The organism is Magnetospirillum moscoviense, from assembly GCF_001650635.1.
In the GTDB taxonomy this organism is placed as follows: Bacteria; Pseudomonadota; Alphaproteobacteria; order Rhodospirillales; family Magnetospirillaceae; genus Magnetospirillum; species Magnetospirillum moscoviense.
Map to the genome: position 1 here is coordinate 1 of NZ_LWQU01000161.1, position 21864 is coordinate 21864.

Here is a 21864-nt window from a genome sequence, read left to right on the forward strand (position 1 = left end):
CGCCGCCGTCATCTTTTCCGATATCTTGAGCCTACCGAACATGGTTCCCCCTGTATCTGGTGGAACCCCAGTGATTCATGGTTGCCGCTGGTTGGCAAGCCCCGCCGAGTCAGATCGAGCGTTCGCCGGTATGATTGGGACATCCTGCGCGAGCTGAACCCCGCGAAGAAGCCTGCCTTCGATGCCATCGTGGCCAACCCGCCCTTCAGCTTGCGCTGGGAGCCGACCGAGGCAATGGGCGACGATGTGCGGTTCAAGAACTACGGGCTGGCGCCAAAGTCGGCCGCAGACTTCGCCTTCCTGCTGCACGGTTTCCACTACCTGAAGGACGAGGGCGTTATGGCCATCATCCTGCCGCACGGCGTGCTGTTCAGAGGCGGGGCGGAGGAACGCATCCGCACGAAGCTCTTGAAGGATGGTCACATCGACACGGTCATCGGTTTGCCTGCGAACCTGTTCTATTCAACCGGTATCCCGGTCTGCATCCTTGTGCTGAAGAAGTGCAAGAAGCCCGATGACGTGCTTTTCATCAACGCAGCCGAGCACTTTGCGAAGGGCAAACGCCAGAACCAACTGACCGACCAGCATATTGGCAAGATCATCAAGACATACCAGTTCCGCAAGGAGGAAGACCGCTATTCCAAGCGGGTGAGTATGGAGCGCATCGCTGGGGAGGGCTACAACCTCAACATCTCGCGCTACATCAGTACTGCTGTGGGCGAAACAGAGATTAATCTGGCGGCTAAGCAGCAGGAATTGGTCGAGATCGAACGGCAGATTCGGGAGGCGACGTCGAAGCACAATGCGTTTTTAAGAGAGCTCGGACTCGCCCCGTTGCCGGGGGCCGATTGAACTTAACCTACGCCGCCTTCAAAGATGCCATTTGGACGCCTTCAGGACCTTGATGCTTGCACGCCGTTCCGCACTTTTTGACGAAGCAGGCTGCCATGTCTCGGCCTTTATGACCACCGGCTTCGTCCTGGACGCACTTGCGTCGCCGATGAAGCGGCGGGCAGAGGACTCGCGTTAAAATACGTCCGCTATCGCGTGTCGCCGTTGGTTCCACCAACGACCACCATGGGCGCGGAGCGGACATTGATACCGCTAAAGCGGTTAGGCTGGGTGATGTTCCGTCGAAGCATGCAACTTCAACCCCAGCGCCCGCACCACCTTCAGGATCGTGCTGAATTCCGGGTTGCCTTCCGGCGACAGCGCCTTGTGCAGGCTCTCGCGGCCCAGGCCGGTCTGGTGGGCAATCTCGGTCATGCCCTTGGCGCGGGCGATATCGCCAAGCGCGGTGACGACCAGAGCGGCGTCGCCTTCCTCCAGGGCGGCATTCAGGTAGGCAACGATTCGTTCATCGCTGTTCAGGTTTTCGGTGATGTCCCAGGGGCGGGTTGCGGTGGTGCTCATGCGAATCCCTCAGGCCGCGCTCAGTGCCGCCTCGACGGCTTGGGGGTTGTTGGCGATCACCGTGAGGTAGGCCCGCGCGGCTCGATCCGGCCGGCGGCGCTTTTGTTCCCAATCCTGCACGGCGCGCACGTCCAGGCCGAATCGACGGCAGAAGGCCGGGCGGGTCAGGCCCAGGCCCTTGCGGATGGCTTCCACATCCACATCGTCGGGGACCATCACCACATGTTCGGTGGTGGTGCCGGGTTGACCCTCGGCATGGGCCAGGGCTTCCCGCATCGACGCCTTCAGTTCGTCGGCAAACTTACCCATCGTTACCTCCTGGCCTTCCAGCGCTCTTTCAGTGCGGTGACGAAGGCCGCCAGTTCCTTGCGATCCTCGGCCGTCAGTTCTTCTTGCTCGTTCTTGGCGTAGACCATCAGTGCGTACAGCGGCATCAGGTCCGAGTGATAGTAATAGATCACCCGCACACCCCCAGACTTCCCCTTGCCCTTGGCCCCATAGCGAACCTTGCGGATACCGCCGGTTCCCCGGATGAGGCTGCCGGCCTCGGGGTTATAGGCCAGGAAGTCGATCACCTCCGCCCGCTCTTCGTCCGATAACAGCGCCGCCGCCTGGCGGGTGAAGGTGTTGGTTTCCTGAACGGTGATCGCCTTGAACGTCATATAGGCAGTGTGCGGCATTGCCGCAAGCCGGTCAAGCGGGCGAGGGTGTTCCCCCTCGCTCTCCCCCATCTCGCCGATGGGCAGGGGGTGAGGGCGTTGCTCTCACCCCCATGACCGAGGCTGAGCCGGGTGCGGCGTCAAGACGCTTCCTCCCAGCTTCCGCGCCGGCCTGGCCGGCTTGTGCAGCCGGGTCCCTGCGAAGCATCTGGACGAATGAATGGACAATGTGGATGTCGTGGATGAGGTGGACAATATGGATGTCTAGTTTCGTAATAATGTCCATGTTGCATGGAACATGGAAAAAGCGGAAAACATAGAAATTCTGTTGCATGACGTCGTTTAAACGTGATGTATCTCTGATTTCTTGCGCTTGTTGGTGTTTGTTGTCGATATTTAATTGACTCCGTTTGGTGTGGTTGATTACCTGTACTTGGAATTTGCTCCCTTATGGTCCAGAGGCGCCCATGCAGCCCGACATTCAGCCGATCTACCTTTCCCTTGAAGAGCTGGCGGCCATGCTCAAGCGGTCGCCAACCACCATCCTCAATGACCGAGTTCGGAATCCGAGGGCGGTTCCTCCGGCCATAAGGCCGCCTGGTACCAAGACCCTTATCTGGGAGCAATCGGCCGTGGTGGCCTGGCTGGCTCAATTCACCGAGGAGCCGGCCCCGGAGCCGCAGCAACCCCGCCGCCGGGGCCGCCCCTGTAAGCAAGGCTAGTCGGGATGCTCCGCCGAAATCGTGGGCCGCCCTTGGTGTTGGCGGCCGCGATTCCGTTCTCCGCAGGTGCGGGGCACGGAAAAGGGCCGGCGGTTGCAGCCGCCAGCCCCTCCTGAAATCGCAATAGGCCGTCATCCGGTGAAGAGCGCGGCCTAGACACGACATCGATACTCCGACTCTAGGCATCCGAACGACGCAGGGCAAGGGAAAGCCCCCTTGGCGTGCGAGCGCTCCCGCTTTGCCGGCTGGCGGCCCTCTGACCCGAGGTGCGCCATGATGCCCCAATCCAATCTATCCGCCTGTTCGCCCGTGTCAGTCGTCCAGGGACCGGAATGCCGACGCGCCCCGGCCGCCATCGAGCGGCCGGATATCGGCAACGCCTTGAAGTAGCGTTGCTTTGGGCTGGGCGGCGGCTTGGTCTCCTCAAGGCAGGATACGCAAAGTGTACATACAAATGGGGCACAAGCCCCATTCGTCCGTCCTTGCTGGGGGCGCCAGCCTCCGTCGGCTTAGGGCTAGGAGGGGGAAATGTCGGTACCGAGACGGATCAAACGGATAAACATCAGGGTCAGGGAATCGCTGCGGGACGCCATCGAAGAAGCGGCCCGCGAGATGGATTGTTTGGTTTCCGATGCTGCCCGCGTCCTGTTGGTCGAGGGTTATGCAGCATGGCGGCGCGGGAACCATGATGGTGGCTTCGCCACGGTGGCCGAACTGCTTGACCATCTTGCGGTGCTGGAGGCTCGCGCCGGCCGCGAAGGCGGCTCTTATTATCTTGGAAGAGAGGTGTCGGCGCTGTTGCGCCGGTTCGGGCCCCCGCCCCCGCGTGCCTGAGCTGCTACAAGAAAGATTCCTTGTAGCACTATTGTAGCACGGCAAAAGCGATCAGCCGGTACCGTGCGGTATCGACCGTGACGCTAAGTGCTTGAAAAGAAAGGGTGGCGGAGGGAGAGGGATTCGAACCCTCGGTAGAGGTTTACCCTCTACGACGGTTTAGCAAACCGTTGGTTTCAGCCACTCACCCATCCCTCCGCGAGATGACGGGGCGGTTTGCCCCGTGGCCGGAGGGCTTTTCTAGCCGAGGGGAGCAATAAGGTCAACCCGGAACCGCCATGCCGCGTTGAACCGCCGCACGAGCCGCGATCCCTGCGGCCCAGTGCGATACTCGGGGGAATTGGGCCAGCTCGATGCCCTGCCAGTCGGCCCGGGTCACCCACGGATAGGTGGCGATGTCGGCAATGGAATAGTCGCCGGCCAGATAATCGGCCTCGCCCAGCCGGGCTTCCAGCACGCCGTAAAGACGCCGTGTCTCCTTGGAATAGCGCTCGATGGCATAGGGTACCGGCTCGGGGGCGAACTTGCGGAAATGATGGGTCTGGCCGAACATCGGGCCGATTGCGCCCATCTGGAACATCAGCCATTGCACGGTCTGCGCGCGCCCGCGCGGATCCGACGGCAACAGGCAGCCGGTCTTTTCCGCCAGATAGATCAAGATGGCCCCCGATTCGAACAGGCTCAGCGGCTGGCCGCCGGGGCCGTCGGTGTCGATGATCGCCGGAATCTTGGAATTGGGATTGATGGCAAGGAAGCCGGAAGCGAACTGGTCGCCCTTGCCGATGTCGATCGGGTGGACCCGATAGGGCAGGCCGCATTCCTCCAGCATGATGCTGACCTTGCGGCCGTTGGGGGTGCCCCAGGTGTAAAGTTCGATCATGGTTGCTCCCGCACACTGCTCGACCACGATATGGGGGGCGTGACGGCCATTGACGAATCCTTTTTCGATCTGGCACTGTAGCCCCCATGAGCCATTGGACCACCGCCCTGCTGCTGCTTACCGGCCCGGTGTCGTAATCGACGCCGGGGTTTCGCGTTGGCATTGTCGCAACAGGTCGTGTCCGAGGGTTTCATGTCTTCCATCATCCGCATCGTTCATCGGCACCGCGTCGGTCTGGCCGCTTTCGCGCGACTAATCGGCGGCCGCCGGATCTGACGCCCTTGGCGTGCGTCCCGGCGGTCGTGATGTCCCGCGCCAGCCACCCCATATAAGACCTCGCGTTTCGCAAAGGATGAACCGGCCATGAAGACCGCCGCTTCCGAGAAATACCGCCCCTATCCCGCCATCCGCCTGACCGACCGCACCTGGCCGGATCGTGCCATCACCCGGCCGCCGGCCTGGTGTTCGGTCGATCTGCGCGACGGCAACCAGGCGCTGATCGACCCGATGGACACGCCCAGGAAGCTGCGGCTGTGGAACACCCTGGTCGGCATGGGCTTCAAGCAGATCGAGGTGGGCTTTCCCGCCGCGTCGCAGACCGATTACGACTTCATCCGCTTCCTGATCGATGGCGGCCACATCCCGGACGACGTCACCATCCAGATCCTGACCCAATCGCGCGAAGACCTGATCCGCAAGAGCTTCGAGGCGCTGGACGGCGCCAAGCGGGCGATCGTTCATCTGTACAACTCGACATCGGAAGTGCAGCGCCGGGTGGTGTTCGGCTTTGATCGCCAGGGCTGCATCGACCTGGCCCTGGCCGGCACCCGGCTGGTGCGCGAGTTGTCGGCCCAGCGGGCCGGCGGCGAGGTCACCTTCCAGTACAGCCCGGAAAGCTTCACCGGCACCGAGCCCGATTTCGCTGTAGCGATCGTCGAGGCGGTGGCCGAAGCCTGGGGCGCGGCAAAGGGCCGCGAGATGATCGTCAACCTGCCGGCGACGGTCGAGATGAGCACGCCCAACCTGTACGCCGACACCGTCGAATGGTTCTGCCGCACGGTGAAGAACCGGGCCAACCTGATCATCTCGGTTCATCCGCACAATGATCGCGGGACCGGCGTGGCGGCGGCCGAGCTGGCGGTGATGGCCGGCGCCGACCGGGTCGAGGGCACCTTGTTCGGCAATGGCGAGCGCACAGGCAATGTCGATGTCTGCACGCTGGCCCTGAACCTGTTCACGCAAGGAATCGATCCCGGGCTGGACCTGTCGGACATCGATTCCATCCGGGCGGCGGCCGAGGAATGCACCGGTCTGCCGGTTCATCCCCGCCACCCCTATGCCGGCGAACTGGTCTACACAGCCTTTTCCGGCTCGCACCAGGATGCCATCAACAAGGGCTTCAAGGCGCGCGAGAAGGCCAACAGCACAGTGTGGGAAGTGCCCTATCTGCCCATCGATCCGGCCGATGTCGGCCGCACCTACGAGGCGGTGATCCGCATCAACAGCCAGTCGGGCAAGGGCGGCGTCGCCTATGTGCTGGAACGCGATTACGGGCTGGAGCTGCCCAAGGCGATGCAGTCGGAATTCTCGAAGGTGGTGCAGTCCGTCGCCGACCGTGAGGGCCGCGAATTGTCGCCCGCCGAGATCCATGCCGCCTTCCAGGCGACCTATCTGGAGGCCGGCGCCATCCAGGTGGTCGATTATTCCACCGTGCCGGTGTCCAGCAAGGGCACGCGGGCGCTGACCGCGCAACTGGTCGTGGGTGGTGCCGAACGGATCATCCAGGGCGTCGGTGCCGGCCCGGTCGATGCGTTCGTCCATGCCCTGCAGAAGGATCTGGGCCTGTTCGTGACGGTGCGCGACTACCACGAACACGCCATCGGCGAGGGGTCCGAGTCCCAGGCCGCCTGCTATGTCGCCATCGACGGCAAGGCCGGCGTGGTGCACGGCGCCGCCATCGATGCCTCCGTCACCATGGCGGCCTTGAAGGCGGTGGTCGGCGCCATCAACCGGCGGGAGCGGTGACAAACGCAAAGGATGTGCTTGGGCTGACATGACTCCCTTCCGGTTAGGGTGTTGTTAATCGTCTCGGTGGTAATTCCCTCGTCAGGGCGGCGTCGTGGTGATCCGGCCCTGATGACGAACTGACGGGGGGATGCATGATGTTGCGGTCGTTGCTGCTGATCGCTGCTGGAATCGGCTTCGGGGCAGGGGCGGCCCTGGCCCAGGACCAGGGCCAGGCGTCGATGAAGTCGGGCAATTTCTATGCCGGCGTGATGGCTGGTGTGGTGATGCCCGAGGATGTCAGCTTCAATTCCAACGCCTCGCAGGGTGGCACCACCGTCACCGCCGCCGGCAAGTTCGAGTACGAAACCGGCTACTCGGCCTCGGCCTATATGGGTTACCGCTTCAATCCCTATCTCCGGGGCGAGGTGGAAGGCGCTTACACGCGTTTCGACTACGACAAGGTTTCCGGCAACTTCACCCTGGCCCAGGGCTCGACCAACGTGACCGTCAGTGGCTCTGCCGATGTCGAGGGCCAAGTGCAAAGTTGGCTGGGCCTGGCCCGGGGCGTCGTCAGTCCGCTGGGCAAGAGCAAGATCCAGCCGCTGCTGGGAGGCGGTGTCGGCTTCGCCCAGCACGAAGAGAAGATCACCAGCATCGGCGGCACCGCGGTCGCGGCCAAGGCCGATGGCACCGACCTCGCCCTGGAGGGGATGGCCGGAATCGAGGCCGAGGTGGCGCCGTCGATCGACCTGGGTATCCGCTATCGCTATTTGTGGATCGACAGCGGCGACAAGGGCTTTGACGACTTCACCGCTCACAATGTGGTCGGTAGCGTGGCGTACCGCTTCTGATCACCTGTTTGATTCCTGGCCCGTTTGATTCCCGGACGGCCGGCGTATAGGGTGGGGCGATCGGACCCCACCCGGAGCCTGGCCGGTTGTTCGCCTTGACGCCTTTGGAAATCGAAGCCCTGTCCTTGTCCCTGCTGGTATCCGGCTGGGCGGTGGCCGGCTCGTTGCCGCTGGGGCTGGCTTGTGCCTGGCTGCTGGCGCGTGGGCGCTTTCCCGGCAAGACCTTGCTGGATGGGGTGATCCATCTGCCGCTGGTGCTGCCGCCGGTGGTGGTCGGCTATGGGCTGTTGGTGCTGCTGGGGCGGCGCGGTCCGGTGGGGGCGTGGCTGTATGACTGGTTCGGCATCACCATCGCCTTCACCTGGAAGGGGGCGGCGGTGGCATCCGCCGTGGTGGCGTTCCCGCTGATGGTCCGCGCCATCCGGCTGTCCTTGGAAGGGGTCGATCGCGGCCTGGAACAGGCGGCCCGCACCCTGGGCTGCGGGCCGGTGCGCACCTTCCTGACCGTCACGCTTCCGCTGATGGCCCCGGGCCTGCTGGCCGGCGTGATCCTGGCCTTCGCCCGATCCCTGTCGGAATTCGGCGCCACCATCACCTTCGTCTCGAACATTCCCGGCGAGACCCGCACCCTGCCCATCGCCCTTTACGCCCTGACCCAGGCGCCGGGCGGTGACGATGCGGCGTTTCGGCTGTGCGTGATCTCGGTGGTGGTGGCTTTCGCGGCCCTGCTGGCGTCCGAGGTGCTGGCCCGGCGCATGCAAGCGCGATTGAAGGGCTAGGCCGATGCTGGAATTGTCGCTGAAGCGCCGTCAGGGCCAGTTCCTGGTCGATACCCAGTTGATGGCCGGGCCGGGGGTCACTGCCCTGTTCGGCCCGTCGGGGTCGGGCAAAAGCTCGGTCATCGCCATGGTGGCGGGGCTGTCGCGGCCCGATTCCGGGCGGATCGTCGTCGATGGACGGGTGCTGTTCGACAGCGAGGCCGGCATCGACGTGGCCCCCGAAGGCCGTCGCCTGGGCGTGGTGTTCCAGGAGGCCCGGCTGTTTCCCCATCTGTCGGTGGCCGCCAACCTGGATTTCGGCCGCAACCGCACCCCGGCGGCCCAGCGCACCATCGACCGCGACGCGGTGATCGAGGTGCTGGGGATCGGCCATCTTCTGGATCGGCGGCCGGCCAACCTGTCGGGCGGCGAGAAGCAGCGGGTGGCCATCGGCCGCGCCCTGCTGACCAGCCCGCGTATCTTGTTGATGGATGAACCGCTGGCGGCGCTGGATACCAACCGCAAGGCCGAATTGCTGCCGTTCATCGCCACCTTGTCGCGGCGCTTCAACATACCGGTCCTTTACGTCAGCCACGCCATGGACGAGGTTCTGCGCCTGGCCGATACGCTGGTTCTGATGCAGCAAGGCCGGGCAGTGGCGGTCGGCCCGGTCGAGGATTTGTTGGCACGCCCCGATCTTCGGGCCTTGACCGGCCGCGCCGATGCCGGTGCGGCCATCCGTGCGGTGGTGGCCGGTCACGAGCCGGATTACGGCATCACCCGGCTGTCCTTCGGTGGCGGCGCCCTGGTCGCCGCCGGAATGGATCTGGCGGTGGGAACCGAGGTGCGGGTGCGCATCCATGCCCGCGACATCAGCATTGCCCTGACGGCGCCCCAGCGCATATCGGTTCGCAATGTCTTGCCGGTGGTGGTCCGTTCGGTCGAGGCGGCCGACAATCATTCCTGCGACGTCATGTTGGATTGCGGCGGCGTAGTCTTGTGGGCGCAGATCACCGCTTTTGCGCAATTGCAGTTGAAGTTGGTTCCCGGCATGCGTGCCTTTGCCCTTCTCAAGGCGGTTACGGTCACGCGAGAGGACATTTCCGATCATTCTAATTAGATCGAAAGCCTTTTCATTCTTTCAGAGCCCCGTTAATGTCCAAGACGGAGGCCAAATCTTGATAAACATCAATGACGCGTGGCAGGACATTGCAGCCTGGGTCGCCCGACTGGCGTGCGCGCTGGTGGTGGGGATGTGGATTGTCCTTGGTGCTTCGCCGGTGTCGGCCCAGACGGCCGAACGTTTGTCGCCGCAACTGGAACGCCACACCTCGATCGCCCTGCTGATCGATCCGGCGACGGGTCGGATTGTCGATGCCAATGCGGCGGCCGAGGCGTTCTACGGCTATCCCGTCGCCACGCTACGCACGATGGCGATCCAGGAGATCAACCGCCTGGGCCGCGAGGAAGTGGCGGTCGAGCGGGCCAGGGCGGCCCGGGAGCAGCGCGACTATTTCATCTTTCCCCACAAGATCGCCGACGGCTCGATTCACACGGTCGAGGTCTATTCCTCTCCGATCAAGGGAGCCGACGGCAAGACCCTGCTGCTCTCGATCATCCACGACATCTCGGGCAAGGCGGTCGCCGAAGAGGAACTGACGGCCTATCACACCCGGCTCGAGGAACTGGTGGAAGAGCGGACCGGGCGGGCCAGGGTCGCCGAGGAGCGGTTGCGGTTCTGGCTGATCGGCGGTCTGGCGGCGCAGGCGTTCTTGATCGTCTTGCTGGCCCTGGCGGTGCTGGCTCGCCACGCCACCGTTCGCCAGTTGCGGACCGAGGTCGATAGGCGCACCAGCGCCGAGACCCGCCTGGCCAAGGCCAAGGCCGATCTGCAGCGTTTCGCCGAGATCAGCGCGCACCATCTGCGCGAGCCGACCCGGCACCTGATGATCTTCTCGCAGAAGCTGAGGAAACGCCTGGGTGGCGCCGCCGACGAGGACATGGAATTGTCCTTGTCGACCATCGAAGCCGAGGCGGCCTATCTTCATGCGCTGGTCCGCGACGTCCAGGTCTATCTGGCCGCCGATATGCCGCTGGGCGTCCCCGGGGCTGTCGAAGCCGCCGAAGTGGCCCGCGCGGTGGTTGCCGGCATGGGGGGCGTGCTGTCGGAAAGCAAGGGGACGGTGGTGATCGGCAGGCTGCCGTCCTTGCCGGTGGATTCCGTTCGACTGAAATATCTGTTCGGCGCCTTGATCGACAATGCGGTGCGCTATCGCCATCCCGACCGCGCGCCGCAGGTTCTGGTCGAGGGGCGCAGCGACGGCCATCAGACCGTCCTGACCATCACCGACAACGGGATCGGCATTCCCGACGAGTACCGCCAGCGGGTGTTCGAGGTGTTCGAGCATCTGGGAGGGCGGCGAGAGGGGCAGGGAACCGGTCTCGGGCTTGCCGTGGCGCGCCGGATCGTCGAAAGTTGCGAGGGTTCGATCCGTCTGGAGCCGGTCGAGGGGGGCGGCACCCAAGTCGTCATCGAGTTTTCCGGGAAGGAGCGTCCATGAGCGATCTCGACGGCACGAGGAAATTCGTGGTTCTTTTGGTGGAGGACTCGAACGTCGATGCCCGCCTGACCCGGGCTGCGCTCGAGGAGAATCACTTCAATGTCGAACTGCACCACGCCATCGACGGTCGCGAGGGCATAGCCTTCCTGCGCCGCGAGGCTCCTGCCTACGCCGCCGCCCCTCGGCCGGACATGATTCTGCTCGACCTCAATATGCCGCGCATGAATGGTCGCGAATTCCTGGCCGCGATGAAGACCGAGCCAGGGCTGGCGGATATTCCCGTGGTGGTGCTGACCACCTCGGATGTCGAGCAGGACGTGGTCGCCTCGTATCAGTTGGGGGCTGCCGGCTTCGTCACCAAGCCGGTCGATCTGGACCAGTTCATCGAGGCGGTACGTTACCTGGGTGATTACTGGTTCAACCTGGTGCGCATTCCCCGGGGTTAGCCCGGCCCCTTAATCGGCTGAAAATCCTATGATCAGACTTTTATCTTGATTCTGCGCGGCACAATTGCTAAAAGAACAAACAGCGAACTACAAGCGCGGAGATGGGATATGTTCTGGGGTATCTTGACGGCGGCCGCGACGGTCGCCTCGCAGGTGGCGCAGCGCCAGCAGCAGGAAGCGGCCATGCGGTCGCAACAGCAGCAGGCCGAGTTGCAAAGTCAGATGATGTGGCGTCAGGCCGACCAGCAAGCCCGCCAGCAGCGGGATCTGCTCAAGCGGCAATTGGCCGCCAACCGGGCGGCCCTGGCTGGGGGCGGGATGGGCTTCGACGGTGGGTCTGGTGCGGCGCTGATGGCCGGCATGGCCCGGCAGACCGAACAAGATCTCGGCGACCGTCAAGAGACCCTGGCGCTGCAGCACCAGGCCCGGTTCGGCACCGGGGAAGGCGCGGGCAATGCGCTGGCCCAGGGGCTGCAGGCCATTCGTCAGGGCCAAGAAATCTATGGCGTGATGCGGCCGCTGTTCAGTTCCGGCGCTAAAGCCTGACGATCGTTTGCCCGCAACAAAATGGCCGGAAGGTTTCCCTTCCGGCCATTGCAGATCGAACTCGGTCGGATCAGTCGACCAGGTCGATGGTGTAGTTCTCGATCACGGTATTGGCCAGCAATTGCTTGCACATCTGCTCGGCCGCGTCGCGGGCCTTGGCCTTGTCGGTCTCGGCCAGGTCCAATTCGATGAACTTGCCCTGGCGGACATCCTTGACGCCGGCAAAGCCCAGCGAGGCCAAGGCGTGGCCGACGGCCTTGCCCTGGGGGTCGAGTACGCCGTTCTTGAGGGTGATATGAATTTTCGCCTTCACGGGAAATCGTCCTTTAGCGGGGATTGCTGCATGGCTGCCGGGCCCATTCGGGCTGGCACCCAAATCACTGCATGGTCGCGGGACCCTTCAGGTCGCGGGGGCCGCCTTCCGGCAGGATGCCAAGACGGCGGGCCACTTCCTGATAGGCTTCCTCGACATTGCCGAGGTCGCGGCGGAAGCGGTCCTTGTCCATCTTCTCGCCGGTCTTGATGTCCCACAGCCGGCAATTGTCGGGGCTGATCTCGTCGGCCAGGACGATCTGCATGTCGTCGCCATTGTACAGGCGGCCGAATTCCAGCTTGAAATCGACGACGCGGATGCCGATGCCCAGGAACAGGCCGGTCAGGAAGTCGTTGACCCGGAGCGACAGGCTCATGATCTCGTCGAGATCGGTGGTGTTGGCCCAGCCGAAGGCGGTGATGTGCTCTTCCGAGACCATCGGATCGCCCAGGGCGTCAGACTTGAAATAATACTCGACGATCGAGCGTGGCAGCGGAGTGCCTTCGGACAGGCCGAAACGCTGGGCCAGCGAACCGGCCGAGATGTTACGGACCACCACTTCCAGCGGAATGATCTCGACCTCGCGCACCAGCTGCTCACGCATGTTGAGGCGGCGCACGAAATGGGTCGGAATGCCGATTTCGGCCAGGCGCAGCATCAGATATTCGCTGATGCGGTTGTTCAGCACGCCCTTGCCGGTGATGGTGCCCTTCTTCTTGTTGTTGAAGGCGGTGGCGTCATCCTTGAAATACTGGACCAGGGTGCCGGGCTCGGGGCCTTCGAAAAGGACCTTGGCCTTGCCTTCGTAAATCTGTCTGCGTCGGGCCATGACAATCATTCCGGATGGTGTGGGGCAAGCGAACGGGTCGCCAGCCTGGAGATAAGACATCGCTCCGCCGAGGCAGGCCCCGGCCGGTCGGTTTCATATAGCAGGTGTGTCGGCCTGAAACAACGAAGTCAGACCTGCCATTCGCCGCGGATCATGCGATCCGGCGCTGACGGTGGTGTTCCGCGATGAACCGGGCCAGGGCTTCCTTGTCGATGGCGCCTTCGTCGAACCGGATGCGGGCGCGGCCTTGGTGAACCTCGACCACCTCGAACGGAATGGCCGGTGGCAATCCCTCGACCTGAAGCTGGCCGTTGACAGCCATGTCCTCGTCGGTATCCAGCTCGAATTGGCCGCCGCACAGGGAAATATCCAGCATCTTGGTCGACACCGTACCGTTGTTCAGTTCGACAACGACCGAGCTATCCAGGCTGATCCGGGGATTGCTGCGCCGGTTGACCTCGGGGGTGGCGGTGCGGACGGCGGCGTTGAGCATGCGGCGCAGATCGACGATCTCGGCCGTCATCGCCTCGAGAAGGGCCTGGACCTCGGTGGCCCGTTCGCCGGTGCGCGACGCCTCGGTGGCGACTTCGCCGATATGGTCGGAAACCTCGCGGGCGGCGTCGCTGGTTTCGACGACGTTGCGCACGATTTCCTGGGTGGCGGCGTCTTGCTGCTGCACCGCCGCGGCGATCGAGCCGGACACGCTGGAAATCTGGGTGATGGCGGCCAGCATCTCATCGATCTCGCTGGCGACCTTGGTCCCGACCGAGCGCAACTCGCCGATCTGACGGGAGATTTCCTCGGTGGACTTGCCGGTCTGCTCGGCCAGGTGCTTGACCTCGTCGGCGACCACGGCGAAGCCCTTGCCGGCCACGCCGGCGCGCTGGGCCTCGATGGTGGCGTTCAGGGCCAGCATGTGGGTGCGCCGGGCGATGTCGGCGATCAGGCCGGCGACATCGCCGATCCGTTCCATCGCCTGGGTCAGGGACACCACCGTCTCGCCGGCCTGTTGGCCGGTGCCGACCACCTCCTCGACCATCTGGGTCGAGGTCTCGACCCGGCTGGCGATTTCGCGGATCGAGGCCGACAATTGTTCGGCGGCCCCGGCCACGGTCTGGGCGTTGGCCAAAGCGTGTTCGGCGGCGTTGGCCACCGTCTGCGAATGGGTGCCGACACTGACCGCCGACCCGGCCATGGCGGCGGCGGCCATGGCGACCCGGGTGCCTTCGCCGGCGACCCGCTCGACGGCGGCGGTGGTTTCGACCTCGACGGTGTCGGCCATGTTGCGAAGCGCCGTCTTGCGGGCTTCCTCGGCCTCCAATGCGGCTCGCTCCCGTTCGGCCTGCATGGCGGCGACTTCCGACCCGCGTTGGCGGAACAGCGCCAGCGCCCGGGCGATCGGGCCGAATTCATCCTTGCGGTCGGGCGACAGCGCCGGAATGGCGTCGAAGCGGTCGGCCAGGGCGTCGTCGACATCCTTGTGCAGGGCGGCGAAGGCCCGGCCGGCGAAGGTTCCGATCAGCACGGCGATCACCAGGGCGGACAAGGACGCCAGGGCCGACAGCGCCATCTGCCAGCGGATCAGTGTTTGGTTGGATGCGCGCACCGCATGGGTGTGCTCGAGCAACGCCCCCATTTCCTCCCAGGTCTGGTTGCTGACGCCGTCGGTGATTTCGTCCAGCCGCTGCAGCAAGATCACCGCCAGCTCGTCGAAATTCACCATCAAGGCATTGCCGGCGTCGCGCCCCTTTTCCTTATAGGCCTTGGCCATGGCCTTGCCGTTGCGCAGGAACGGTGGGAAGACGCCCTCGATGCGTTCCAGGGTGTTGACGTGGTCTTCCAGTCCCATCCGCTCGGCCAGGCCCTTGGCGGTGTCCAGGTGCTCGGTGAAGCGGGCGACCCATGCGTCGGCTTCGGCCAGGGCCTCGTCATTGCCGGTGGCCGAGGCGTCGGTCAGGAATTGCTGAACCTGGATGATGTCCAGGCGGATGTCCTTGATGGCCAACAGCAACGGCATGGTGTCGTTGGCGACGCGGTCGGCGCGGGATTCCATGTCGCCGATCGGGCCCGTCTGGCTGCTGACCGACGACAAGGTCAGCGCCGACAGGCCGACGATGACCAGGATGCAGGCGGCAAATCCGCCCAGGATGAGGCCGCGAAGGGACATGGGTGCCTCTTGTCTGGGAGCTTAATGTGATCGCAACCTAATGGAATAGGGTGAAGCCGGCAAGCGCCCAGACTGTGCGCAAATACTCAAAAGTATCCTATACGATGGGAGTATATTGAGCGTCGCGCGGTTTTCCCGGAGAAAACAGCCAAAGCGGTCGGGTGGTCAGATTGTCGGCCGGCAAGGCGATCAGCGACGACGACATTGTTCCGAAGCCGTCGGCGCGGGTGAAGCACATCGCCGCGTGCTCCTCGCCGTCGGAATCCTCGCCCGGATCGCCCATCAGCGCGATCCAGTCCGCCCACTCGCCTCGGCCGGGCTCGGGAATCGTCGCGCCTTGGAAGCGCGGCAGATAGGTGGCGACGCGCGGGCTGGTGCGATCGTCCAGATCATAGGCGGTCAGCATGTGCACGCCGGTCGGGATCGGGGCGACGGTGACGCGGGCGTGGCCGCAGGCCTTGATCCAGAAGGCGTCGCGATTGTCGGCCACCACCATGTTGAACGGGCGCCAGGACCGGGAATCGAGGTCGGCCAAGGCCTGGGCGGCCAGACTGGCGTCGGCGTGATCCAGGGCGTCGAGGACCAGTTCGCCCCGCGAGCGCTTGCCGGGCGCCGGCCCCAGCGTGCCCATGCGGTTCAAGATGCCGGCGAACAGGCCGTGATCGTTGACCCCCATCCACGAGCCGCCGGCCAATTGGTCCAGGCCGGCCACCACCTCGGCGCGGGCGGGCCAGTGGCGAGCCGGCGCCAGCCATGGCCGGCCGGCCATCTCGTCGCGATTGGCGGCCACGATGACCGGCCAATCGGAATTTGGTCGGCGGCAAATGATCAGGGTGCACATGCGAAGAATCCCGTTTCGAGGTCGCGCGCCGACGGTTATAACTCGGTCAGCCGCTGGTGCGGGGGCCGAACGACAACCACATCGATGAATGTGGGGCTTATAACAAGGAACTCTGTGGAACATGACCATCTTCGATGATCGGGAAAAGGCCTTCGAGGCCAAGTATCGGAATGATCAGGAAACCCAGTTCAAGATCAACATCCGCCGCGACAAGCTGCTGGGCCTGTGGGCGGCGGCCAAGCTGGGGCTGGACGGTGACGCAGCCAAGGCTTACGCCCTGGCGGTGGTCGATGCCGAGTTCAGCGAACCCGATCATGACGCCAGTCACAAGGTGGTGCGCGATTTCGCCGCCGCCGGCATCACCATCGCCGAAAAGGACGTCCAGATCGAGATGAGCCGCTGCCGCGAGCAGGCCCGGGTCGAGATCCTGGAAGCCTTGAAGGGCTAAACGCCAGCCACCTGCATCAGTTCGCGGCCGCCTTCCCACATCATCACCAGCGCCACGTAAAGGATGATCAAGAGGCCGACATAGGCGATCCAGCGGTGCTTGGTCAGCAGGTGGGCGATCAGGTTGGCGGCCAGGCCCATCAGGGCCACCGACAGCGCCAGGCCGATGATCAGCACGATTTCGTGATCGCGCGACGCTCCGGCCACCGCCAGCACGTTGTCCAGCGACATCGACACGTCGGCGATGATGATCTGGGTCACCGCCTGGCGGAACGACTTTTCCTTCTGGGTGGTGACCGACTGGCCGTCCAGGATCGCTTCGGCCTCGGCCTCTTGCTCGTGGCCGCTGCTCGACAATTCGCGCCACAATTTCCACGACACCCACAACAGCAGCACGCCGCCGGCGAACAGCAGGCCGACGATCTGCAGCAATTGCACCGTCACCGAGGCGAAGGCGATGCGCAAGATGGCGGCCGCCGCGATGCCGATGATGATGGCCTTCTTGCGCAACAGCGGCGACAGGCCGGCGGCGGCCATGCCGACGACGATGGCGTTGTCGCCGGCCAGCGCCACGTCGATGGCGATCACCTGGAGCAGGGCGGTCAGGGCTTCGATGTTGAAAAGTTCGTTCATGGTTGCCTTGGGTAAAACGGCTTGGACACTTCGTCAAGCAATCAAAACGCGACAGGCGATCACCGCAGCCACCAGCCCGGCGGCGTCGGCGATCAGGCCGCAGGCCAAGGCGTGGCGGATGCGGCGGATTCCGACCGCGCCGAAATAGACGGCGATGACGTAGAAGGTGGTCTCGCTCGAGCCGTAGATGGTCCCCAGCAGCACGCCGGAAAAGCTGTCGGGGCCGATGGCGGCGTTCTTCATCTGCTCGGCCAGCAGTCCGAACGAGCCCGAGCCCGACAGCGAGCGCATCGCCGCCATCATGACCGCCTCGGCCGGTACGCCGACCAATTGGGTGACCCGGCCCAAGGGCTCGAGCACCAGGGCCAGCGCCCCCGAGGCCCGCACCATGCCCACCGCCACCAGGATCGCCACCAGATAGGGGATGATTCTGACCGCCACGGCGAAGCCCTCGCGCGCACCTTCGACGAAGGCTTCGTAGATGGCGACGCGGCGCCACAGGCCGAAGCCCAACAGGGCGACCACCAGCGACGGGATGATCCAATGGCCGATGGTCTGGCCCCAGGCGACCAGGGCGGCGATCAACCCGGCCAGGCCCAGCCCGGTCGCCGCCAATCCCCACAGCGGGGCGGAGGTCCCGACCGCGACCGGGACCGAGCGGCCCCCTTGCAGCAGACGGGCCGACAGAATGGCCACCCCGGTCGAGACCAGGGTGGCGATCAGGGTCGGCGCCACCACCGCCGCCGGGTTGGCCGATCCCAGGCCCGAGCGCAGCGCGATGACGCTGGTCGGCAAGATGGTGACCGAGGCGGTGTTGATGGCCAAAAACAGCACCTGGGCGTTGGTGGCGGTGCCCTTGACCGGGTTCAGGCTTTCCAGGTGCTCCATGGCGCGGATGCCGAACGGCGTGGCGGCGTTGCCCAGGCCCAGCAGGTTGGCGGCGACGTTCATCACCATCGCCCCCATGGCCGGATGGTCGGGCGGCACCTCGGGGAACAGGCGGAGCAGCAGCGGCGACAGCACCCGCGCGGTGGCGTCCAGCAAGCCGCCCTTTTCGGCCACCTTCATCAGGCCCAGGAACAGGGCCATCACGCCCACCAGGCCCAGGGCCAGCGGCACGGCGCCCTCGGCGGCGGCCAGGGTGGCCGTCGACAGGGTTTCCATGCCACCCGTCCAGGCCGCCACCACCAAGGCGGCGGCCGGCAGCAGGAACAACACCCAGTTCACGCGGGGTCCCCCCTTTTGTCCCGCGACCAGCCTAGCAGATCGATCAGGGCCGCGCACTCTTGCCGCCATGGTCGGCCGGCGTTAAGGTCGGGGCGCGACTTCTGGGGGGCTTGCATGGGCGGTTGGACACGAATTCTGGCGCTGGCGGGATCGGCGGTGATGATGGCGGGCGTGGCCTTGGCCGACGATGTCCCGGCCAGGCTCGAGGCCGCGCGGGCCGCTTATGGCAAGGGCGACGTGGCGCGCACCGCCCGCGAGCTGGAAGCGGTGCTGACAGGGCTGCATCAACGCCTGGGCAAGGCTTTGGCGGACACCCTGCCCGCCGCCATGGCCGGCTGGCAGGCCGAGGCCCCGGAAATCCAAGGTCTGTCGCAGGCCGGCGGCGGCCTGTCGGTCAGCCGTGCCTATGGCAAGGGCGATGCTTCGCTGAATGCCACCTTGATTCTCGACAGCCCGGCGGTCGATGCCGCCATCGGGCTGTTCACCAATCCGGCGGCCCGGGCCGGCACCAGGAAGGTCAAGGTCGGGCCGGAAGACGCGCTGCTGCGCTACGATTCCTCGACCCATGCCGGCGAGGTGACGCTGGTCATCGGCAACCGCGTGCTGTTGGAGATCGAGGGCGACGGCATCACCAACGGCGAAACCCTGGTGGACGCCGCCAAGGGCTGGAACACAGCCCGCATCCGCACCCTGATCGGTCTGTGATCCGGTGGGGCAGATCACCCTGATCGACGTGGTCGGCACCATTGCCGCCACTTTGACCACCATCGCCTTCCTGCCCCAGGTCATCAAGACCTTGCGAACCAGGCGCACCCGCGACATCTCGACCTCGATGTGGTCGCTGTTTTCCGCCGGTGTCGCCTTGTGGCTGGTCTATGGCCTGCTGCTGATGGCCTGGCCGATCATCATCGCCAACATTCTGACTTTGGTGCTGGCCGGCATCGTGCTGGGCATCAAGCTGTCCAATCGCGGCAAGGAAGACCGCGACTAGCATGGACAGCCTGCCGATCGACGCGGTCCTGCCCGCCATCCGTTCGGCCCTGGAAGGTTCATCGGGTCTGGTGCTGCAAGCGCCGCCCGGGGCCGGCAAGACCACCGGCGTCCCTTTGGCCCTGCTGGATGCCGCCTGGCTGGCCGGGGGCAAGATCGTCATGCTGGAACCCCGGCGGCTGGCGGCGCGTGCGGCGGCCGCCCGCATGGCCCAGACCCTGGGCGAAAGCGTCGGCCAGACCGTCGGCTACCGCATCCGCCAAGACAGCAAGGTCGGCCCGGCCACCCGCATCGAGGTGGTGACCGAAGGCATCCTGACCCGCATGCTGCAAGACGATGCCGGCCTGCCGGGCATCGGGCTGGTGATCTTCGACGAATTCCACGAACGCTCGCTGAATGCCGATCTGGGCCTGGCCTTGTGCCTGGAGGCCCAGGGCGCGCTGCGTGACGACCTGAAATTGCTGGTGATGAGCGCCACCCTGGATGGCGGTCCGGTGGCCCAGCTGATGGGCGGCGTTCCGCTGGTCACCAGCGAGGGCCGGGCCTTCCCGGTCCAGACCCGTTTCCTGGCGCGGCCCGAGCCCCGCAAGCTGCCCGATGCCATGGCCGCCGCCATCCGCCGCGCCCTGGCCGAAGACGACGGCGACCTGCTGGCCTTCCTGCCCGGTTCCGGCGAGATCCGCCGCACCGAGGCGCTGCTGGCCGCCGACCCGGCCCTGGCCGGCATGGTGGTGGCGCCGCTTTACGGCGACCTGGACGCCCAGGCCCAGGACCGCGCCATCCGCCGCGACGGGGACGGGCGGCGCAAGGTGGTGCTGGCCACCGCCATCGCCGAGACCAGCCTGACCATCGATGGCGTCGCCATCGTCATCGATGGCGGCCAGATGCGGGTGCCGCGCTTCGATGCCAGCACCGGCATGACCCGGCTGGTCACCCTGCCGGTCAGCCGCGCCGCCGCCGACCAGCGCCGCGGCCGCGCCGGCCGCCAGGGTCCGGGCGTGTGCTGGCGCTTGTGGTCCGAGGCCGAGGACCGGGCGCTTGTTGCCTTTACCGCCCCGGAAATCGCCGATGCCGACCTGGCGCCGCTGGCCCTGGACCTGGCGCAATGGGGCATCATCGATGCCGGCCAACTGGCCTGGCTGGAGCCACCGCCCGCCTCCGCCCTGGCGCAAGGACGCGAATTGCTGGCCGAACTGGGCGCCATCGACAAGGACGGCCGCATCACCGCCCACGGCCGGGCGATGAACCGGCTGGCCATGCATCCGCGTCTGGCCCACATGGTGATGGTGGCCAAGGACCAGGGGCTGGGCGGTCTGGCCTGCGACCTGGCGGCGCTGCTGTCGGAACGAGACATCGTCCGGCCCGGCCGCGAGGCCCGCGATTCCGACATGCGCCTGCGGCTTGATCTGCTGAAGGGCGGCCGCGAGGGGGCGCACATGGTCGATCGGGGCGGTCTGGCCCGGGTGCGCCAGACCGCCAAGGACTGGCGCCGTCGCCTCGGCATCCGGGCCGGCGAGGATGATGGGGGCCAGGCCGATTGCGGCCCGGTCCTGGCCCTGGCCTATCCCGACCGCATCGCCAAGCGCCGCCCGGGCGGCGAGCCCCGCTATGCCCTGTCGTCGGGCGGCGGCGCCCATTTCGCCCAATACGAATCCCTGGCCGCCGAGGATTGGCTGGTGGCGGCCGAAACCGACGGCGACCGCCGCGAGGCCCGCATCTTCCTGGCCGCGCCCCTGACCCTTGCCGACATCGAGACCCAATTCGAAGGCGCCATCCGCACTGTGGACGAGGTCGGCTGGGACCGCCGCGACGAAGTGGTGGTGGCGCGCCGCGCCCGCAAGCTGTTCGCCCTGACGTTGGACGACAGGAAGCTGACCCAGGTGCCGTCCGACCGATTGGTCCAGGCGATGGCCGAGGGCATCCGGGCCATGGGTCTGGAAAGCCTGCCCTGGACCGACGAACTGCAGAAGTACCGCGCCCGAATCGCTTTCTTGCGCGCGCACCGGCCCGACGATGGCTGGCCCGATTTGTCGGACCAGGCCCTGCTGGAGGGGCTCGAGACCTGGCTGGCCCCGTACCTTTCCGGCATCACCCGGCGCGCCCATCTGGCCCGGCTGGACCTGGCCCAGGCGTTGCGTGACATGCTGGAATGGGAGCAATCGCGCCGACTGGACGATGTGGCCCCGACCCATGTGACGGTGCCCTCGGGCAGTCGGGTGCCGATCGATTATTCCGGCGAGATTCCGGTGCTGGCGGTGCGCCTGCAGGAGATGTTCGGCTGCGCCGACACGCCCCGCATCGCCGGCGGCGCCGTGCCGCTGCTGCTGCACTTGCTGTCGCCGGCGCGGCGCCCGGTCCAGGTGACCCGCGACCTCGCCAGCTTCTGGGCCAACACCTATCACGCGGTGAAGGCCGATCTGAAGGGCCAATATCCGAAACATTGGTGGCCCGACGACCCGATGCAGGCGGAGCCGACGGCAAGGGCGAAGCCGCGGAAATAGGGATAGTGGGCGGCATAGGAGTAATATGCCCGCTTCGTCATGGCCGGGCTTGACCCACTGCTGTCCGGTTTAATTTTCGGGCTCATAGCAACACCATCTGATTGGGAGCGCCCCTGGGGCTGCGGTCGTCTCCGATTAGGCGGTCGATGCGGCGCAGGTGCATGAGGTTGGCGCGGACCAGACGGGCAAAGGCAAGCGGGCTTTGGACCAATTTCTGGGCCGTCTGGGCCAGGCGCAGC

Annotated in this window: 23 protein-coding genes, 1 tRNA gene and 1 pseudogene; 13 read left to right on the top strand and 12 right to left on the bottom strand. The window is 65.4% G+C overall.

The genetic code is table 11. The features are described 5' to 3' along the window. Window positions 1-852, top strand: an 852-nt coding sequence (locus tag A6A05_RS14705; protein ID WP_156521079.1) for an N-6 DNA methylase, incomplete at its 5' end; no start/stop codon positions are given. A 261-nt stretch (window positions 853-1113) separates the two neighbouring features. On the opposite strand, the gene A6A05_RS14710 is transcribed toward A6A05_RS14705, so the two are convergent. The 3 genes from A6A05_RS14710 to A6A05_RS14720 are packed head-to-tail and all read right to left on the bottom strand — an operon-like array spanning window position 1114 to window position 2093. Continuing rightward, window positions 1114-1413, bottom strand: coding sequence for an addiction module antidote protein (locus A6A05_RS14710; RefSeq protein ID WP_068502830.1), 300 nt, complete (start codon window positions 1411-1413; stop codon window positions 1114-1116). A 9-nt stretch (window positions 1414-1422) separates the two neighbouring features. Next, entirely contained in the window at window positions 1423-1722 is a 300-nt protein-coding gene (locus A6A05_RS14715; RefSeq protein ID WP_068502833.1) for a helix-turn-helix domain-containing protein, read from the bottom strand. A gap of 2 nt (window positions 1723-1724) precedes the next feature. After that, on the bottom strand, window positions 1725-2093 hold the full coding sequence (locus A6A05_RS14720) for a type II toxin-antitoxin system RelE/ParE family toxin (protein ID WP_245644309.1): 369 nt from the start codon (window positions 2091-2093) through the stop codon (window positions 1725-1727). 1229 nt (window positions 2094-3322) lie between these two features. Here A6A05_RS14720 and A6A05_RS14730 point away from each other — a divergent pair. After that, window positions 3323-3628, top strand: coding sequence for a hypothetical protein (locus A6A05_RS14730; RefSeq protein ID WP_156521080.1), 306 nt, complete (start codon window positions 3323-3325; stop codon window positions 3626-3628). Between the two features lie 105 nt (window positions 3629-3733). Here the strand turns inward: A6A05_RS14730 and A6A05_RS14735 are convergent. Both A6A05_RS14735 and A6A05_RS14740 read right to left on the bottom strand, forming a co-directional pair. Next, a tRNA-Ser gene (locus tag A6A05_RS14735) sits at window positions 3734-3826 on the bottom strand. Between the two features lie 64 nt (window positions 3827-3890). Continuing rightward, window positions 3891-4508: a glutathione S-transferase N-terminal domain-containing protein gene (locus A6A05_RS14740; protein WP_068502844.1), complete on the bottom strand. Its 618-nt coding sequence runs from the start codon at window positions 4506-4508 to the stop codon at window positions 3891-3893. A gap of 363 nt (window positions 4509-4871) precedes the next feature. Here A6A05_RS14740 and leuA point away from each other — a divergent pair, with 363 nt between their 5' ends. The 7 genes from leuA to A6A05_RS14775 all read left to right on the top strand — a co-directional run bounded on the left by leuA (window position 4872) and on the right by A6A05_RS14775 (window position 11677). Beyond that, a complete protein-coding gene (gene leuA / locus A6A05_RS14745; RefSeq protein ID WP_068502847.1) occupies window positions 4872-6533 on the top strand; it encodes a 2-isopropylmalate synthase in 1662 nt (553 codons plus the stop codon). 134 nt (window positions 6534-6667) lie between these two features. Further along, window positions 6668-7366, top strand: coding sequence for an outer membrane protein (locus A6A05_RS14750; RefSeq protein WP_068502850.1), 699 nt, complete (start codon window positions 6668-6670; stop codon window positions 7364-7366). Between the two features lie 86 nt (window positions 7367-7452). After that, a complete protein-coding gene (gene modB, locus A6A05_RS14755; RefSeq protein WP_068502853.1) occupies window positions 7453-8145 on the top strand; it encodes a molybdate ABC transporter permease subunit in 693 nt (230 codons plus the stop codon). Window positions 8146-8149: 4 nt separating this feature from the next. After that, window positions 8150-9244 carry a molybdenum ABC transporter ATP-binding protein gene (gene modC / locus A6A05_RS14760; protein WP_068502856.1) on the top strand — a complete coding sequence of 365 codons (1095 nt, stop codon included), beginning with the start codon at window positions 8150-8152 and terminating at the stop codon, window positions 9242-9244. A 58-nt stretch (window positions 9245-9302) separates the two neighbouring features. Next, window positions 9303-10685, top strand: a complete 1383-nt coding sequence (locus A6A05_RS14765) for a sensor histidine kinase (protein ID WP_082910994.1) — start codon at window positions 9303-9305, stop codon at window positions 10683-10685. Continuing rightward, window positions 10682-11131 (top strand): response regulator, encoded by a 450-nt coding sequence (locus A6A05_RS14770; RefSeq protein ID WP_068502862.1) that lies wholly within the window; start codon window positions 10682-10684, stop codon window positions 11129-11131. Before A6A05_RS14765 ends, A6A05_RS14770 begins: the two co-directional genes overlap by 4 nt. A gap of 108 nt (window positions 11132-11239) precedes the next feature. Then, window positions 11240-11677 carry a hypothetical protein gene (locus A6A05_RS14775; RefSeq protein ID WP_068502865.1) on the top strand — a complete coding sequence of 146 codons (438 nt, stop codon included), beginning with the start codon at window positions 11240-11242 and terminating at the stop codon, window positions 11675-11677. 70 nt (window positions 11678-11747) lie between these two features. On the opposite strand, the gene purS is transcribed toward A6A05_RS14775, so the two are convergent. The 4 genes from purS to A6A05_RS14795 all read right to left on the bottom strand — a co-directional run bounded on the left by purS (window position 11748) and on the right by A6A05_RS14795 (window position 15827). Then, entirely contained in the window at window positions 11748-11990 is a 243-nt protein-coding gene (purS, locus tag A6A05_RS14780) for a phosphoribosylformylglycinamidine synthase subunit PurS (protein WP_068502868.1), read from the bottom strand. 64 nt (window positions 11991-12054) lie between these two features. Continuing rightward, the gene (gene purC / locus A6A05_RS14785) at window positions 12055-12819 is read right to left on the bottom strand and encodes a phosphoribosylaminoimidazolesuccinocarboxamide synthase (protein WP_068502871.1); all 765 of its coding nucleotides are present in this window, start codon (window positions 12817-12819) and stop codon (window positions 12055-12057) included. A gap of 151 nt (window positions 12820-12970) precedes the next feature. Continuing rightward, window positions 12971-14986, bottom strand: coding sequence for a methyl-accepting chemotaxis protein (locus tag A6A05_RS14790; RefSeq protein WP_068502872.1), 2016 nt, complete (start codon window positions 14984-14986; stop codon window positions 12971-12973). A 97-nt stretch (window positions 14987-15083) separates the two neighbouring features. Next, window positions 15084-15827: an NRDE family protein gene (locus A6A05_RS14795; RefSeq protein WP_068502875.1), complete on the bottom strand. Its 744-nt coding sequence runs from the start codon at window positions 15825-15827 to the stop codon at window positions 15084-15086. A 121-nt stretch (window positions 15828-15948) separates the two neighbouring features. On the opposite strand from A6A05_RS14795, the gene A6A05_RS14800 reads away from it, so the two are divergent. Continuing rightward, on the top strand, window positions 15949-16275 hold the full coding sequence (locus A6A05_RS14800) for a DUF1476 domain-containing protein (protein WP_068502878.1): 327 nt from the start codon (window positions 15949-15951) through the stop codon (window positions 16273-16275). On the opposite strand, the gene A6A05_RS14805 is transcribed toward A6A05_RS14800, so the two are convergent. Together A6A05_RS14805 and A6A05_RS14810 are read right to left on the bottom strand one after the other, a co-directional pair. Beyond that, complete coding sequence (locus A6A05_RS14805) at window positions 16272-16907, bottom strand: YjbE family putative metal transport protein (RefSeq protein ID WP_068502881.1); 636 nt, start codon at window positions 16905-16907, stop codon at window positions 16272-16274. The two genes, A6A05_RS14800 and A6A05_RS14805, sit on opposite strands and share 4 nt — an antisense overlap. Window positions 16908-16940: 33 nt before the next feature. After that, the gene (locus tag A6A05_RS14810; RefSeq protein WP_068502883.1) at window positions 16941-18134 is read right to left on the bottom strand and encodes a nucleoside recognition domain-containing protein; all 1194 of its coding nucleotides are present in this window, start codon (window positions 18132-18134) and stop codon (window positions 16941-16943) included. Window positions 18135-18248: 114 nt separating this feature from the next. On the opposite strand from A6A05_RS14810, the gene A6A05_RS14815 reads away from it, so the two are divergent. The 3 genes from A6A05_RS14815 to hrpB are packed head-to-tail and all read left to right on the top strand — an operon-like array spanning window position 18249 to window position 21625. After that, window positions 18249-18839: a hypothetical protein gene (locus tag A6A05_RS14815; protein ID WP_068502886.1), complete on the top strand. Its 591-nt coding sequence runs from the start codon at window positions 18249-18251 to the stop codon at window positions 18837-18839. 4 nt (window positions 18840-18843) lie between these two features. Further along, entirely contained in the window at window positions 18844-19125 is a 282-nt protein-coding gene (locus A6A05_RS14820) for a SemiSWEET family sugar transporter (RefSeq protein ID WP_216635813.1), read from the top strand. A gap of 1 nt (window position 19126) precedes the next feature. Then, window positions 19127-21625 carry an ATP-dependent helicase HrpB gene (gene hrpB, locus A6A05_RS14825; protein ID WP_068502888.1) on the top strand — a complete coding sequence of 833 codons (2499 nt, stop codon included), beginning with the start codon at window positions 19127-19129 and terminating at the stop codon, window positions 21623-21625. 82 nt (window positions 21626-21707) lie between these two features. Here the strand turns inward: hrpB and A6A05_RS21880 are convergent. Further along, a pseudogene (locus tag A6A05_RS21880) lies at window positions 21708-21864 on the bottom strand (IS4 family transposase); the annotation flags it as partial.

Coding starts and splice junctions, on each gene's coding strand:
- A6A05_RS14710 (WP_068502830.1), bottom strand. CDS start 1,413: ATGAGCACCACCGCAACCCGCCCCTGGGACATCACCGAAAACCTGAAC.
- A6A05_RS14715 (WP_068502833.1), bottom strand. CDS start 1,722: ATGGGTAAGTTTGCCGACGAACTGAAGGCGTCGATGCGGGAAGCCCTG.
- A6A05_RS14720 (WP_245644309.1), bottom strand. CDS start 2,093: ATGCCGCACACTGCCTATATGACGTTCAAGGCGATCACCGTTCAGGAA.
- A6A05_RS14730 (WP_156521080.1), top strand. CDS start 3,323: ATGTCGGTACCGAGACGGATCAAACGGATAAACATCAGGGTCAGGGAA.
- A6A05_RS14740 (WP_068502844.1), bottom strand. CDS start 4,508: ATGATCGAACTTTACACCTGGGGCACCCCCAACGGCCGCAAGGTCAGC.
- leuA (WP_068502847.1), top strand. CDS start 4,872: ATGAAGACCGCCGCTTCCGAGAAATACCGCCCCTATCCCGCCATCCGC.
- A6A05_RS14750 (WP_068502850.1), top strand. CDS start 6,668: ATGATGTTGCGGTCGTTGCTGCTGATCGCTGCTGGAATCGGCTTCGGG.
- modC (WP_068502856.1), top strand. CDS start 8,150: ATGCTGGAATTGTCGCTGAAGCGCCGTCAGGGCCAGTTCCTGGTCGAT.
- A6A05_RS14770 (WP_068502862.1), top strand. CDS start 10,682: ATGAGCGATCTCGACGGCACGAGGAAATTCGTGGTTCTTTTGGTGGAG.
- A6A05_RS14775 (WP_068502865.1), top strand. CDS start 11,240: ATGTTCTGGGGTATCTTGACGGCGGCCGCGACGGTCGCCTCGCAGGTG.
- purC (WP_068502871.1), bottom strand. CDS start 12,819: ATGGCCCGACGCAGACAGATTTACGAAGGCAAGGCCAAGGTCCTTTTC.
- A6A05_RS14790 (WP_068502872.1), bottom strand. CDS start 14,986: ATGTCCCTTCGCGGCCTCATCCTGGGCGGATTTGCCGCCTGCATCCTG.
- A6A05_RS14795 (WP_068502875.1), bottom strand. CDS start 15,827: ATGTGCACCCTGATCATTTGCCGCCGACCAAATTCCGATTGGCCGGTC.
- A6A05_RS14800 (WP_068502878.1), top strand. CDS start 15,949: ATGACCATCTTCGATGATCGGGAAAAGGCCTTCGAGGCCAAGTATCGG.
- A6A05_RS14805 (WP_068502881.1), bottom strand. CDS start 16,907: ATGAACGAACTTTTCAACATCGAAGCCCTGACCGCCCTGCTCCAGGTG.
- A6A05_RS14815 (WP_068502886.1), top strand. CDS start 18,249: ATGGGCGGTTGGACACGAATTCTGGCGCTGGCGGGATCGGCGGTGATG.
- hrpB (WP_068502888.1), top strand. CDS start 19,127: ATGGACAGCCTGCCGATCGACGCGGTCCTGCCCGCCATCCGTTCGGCC.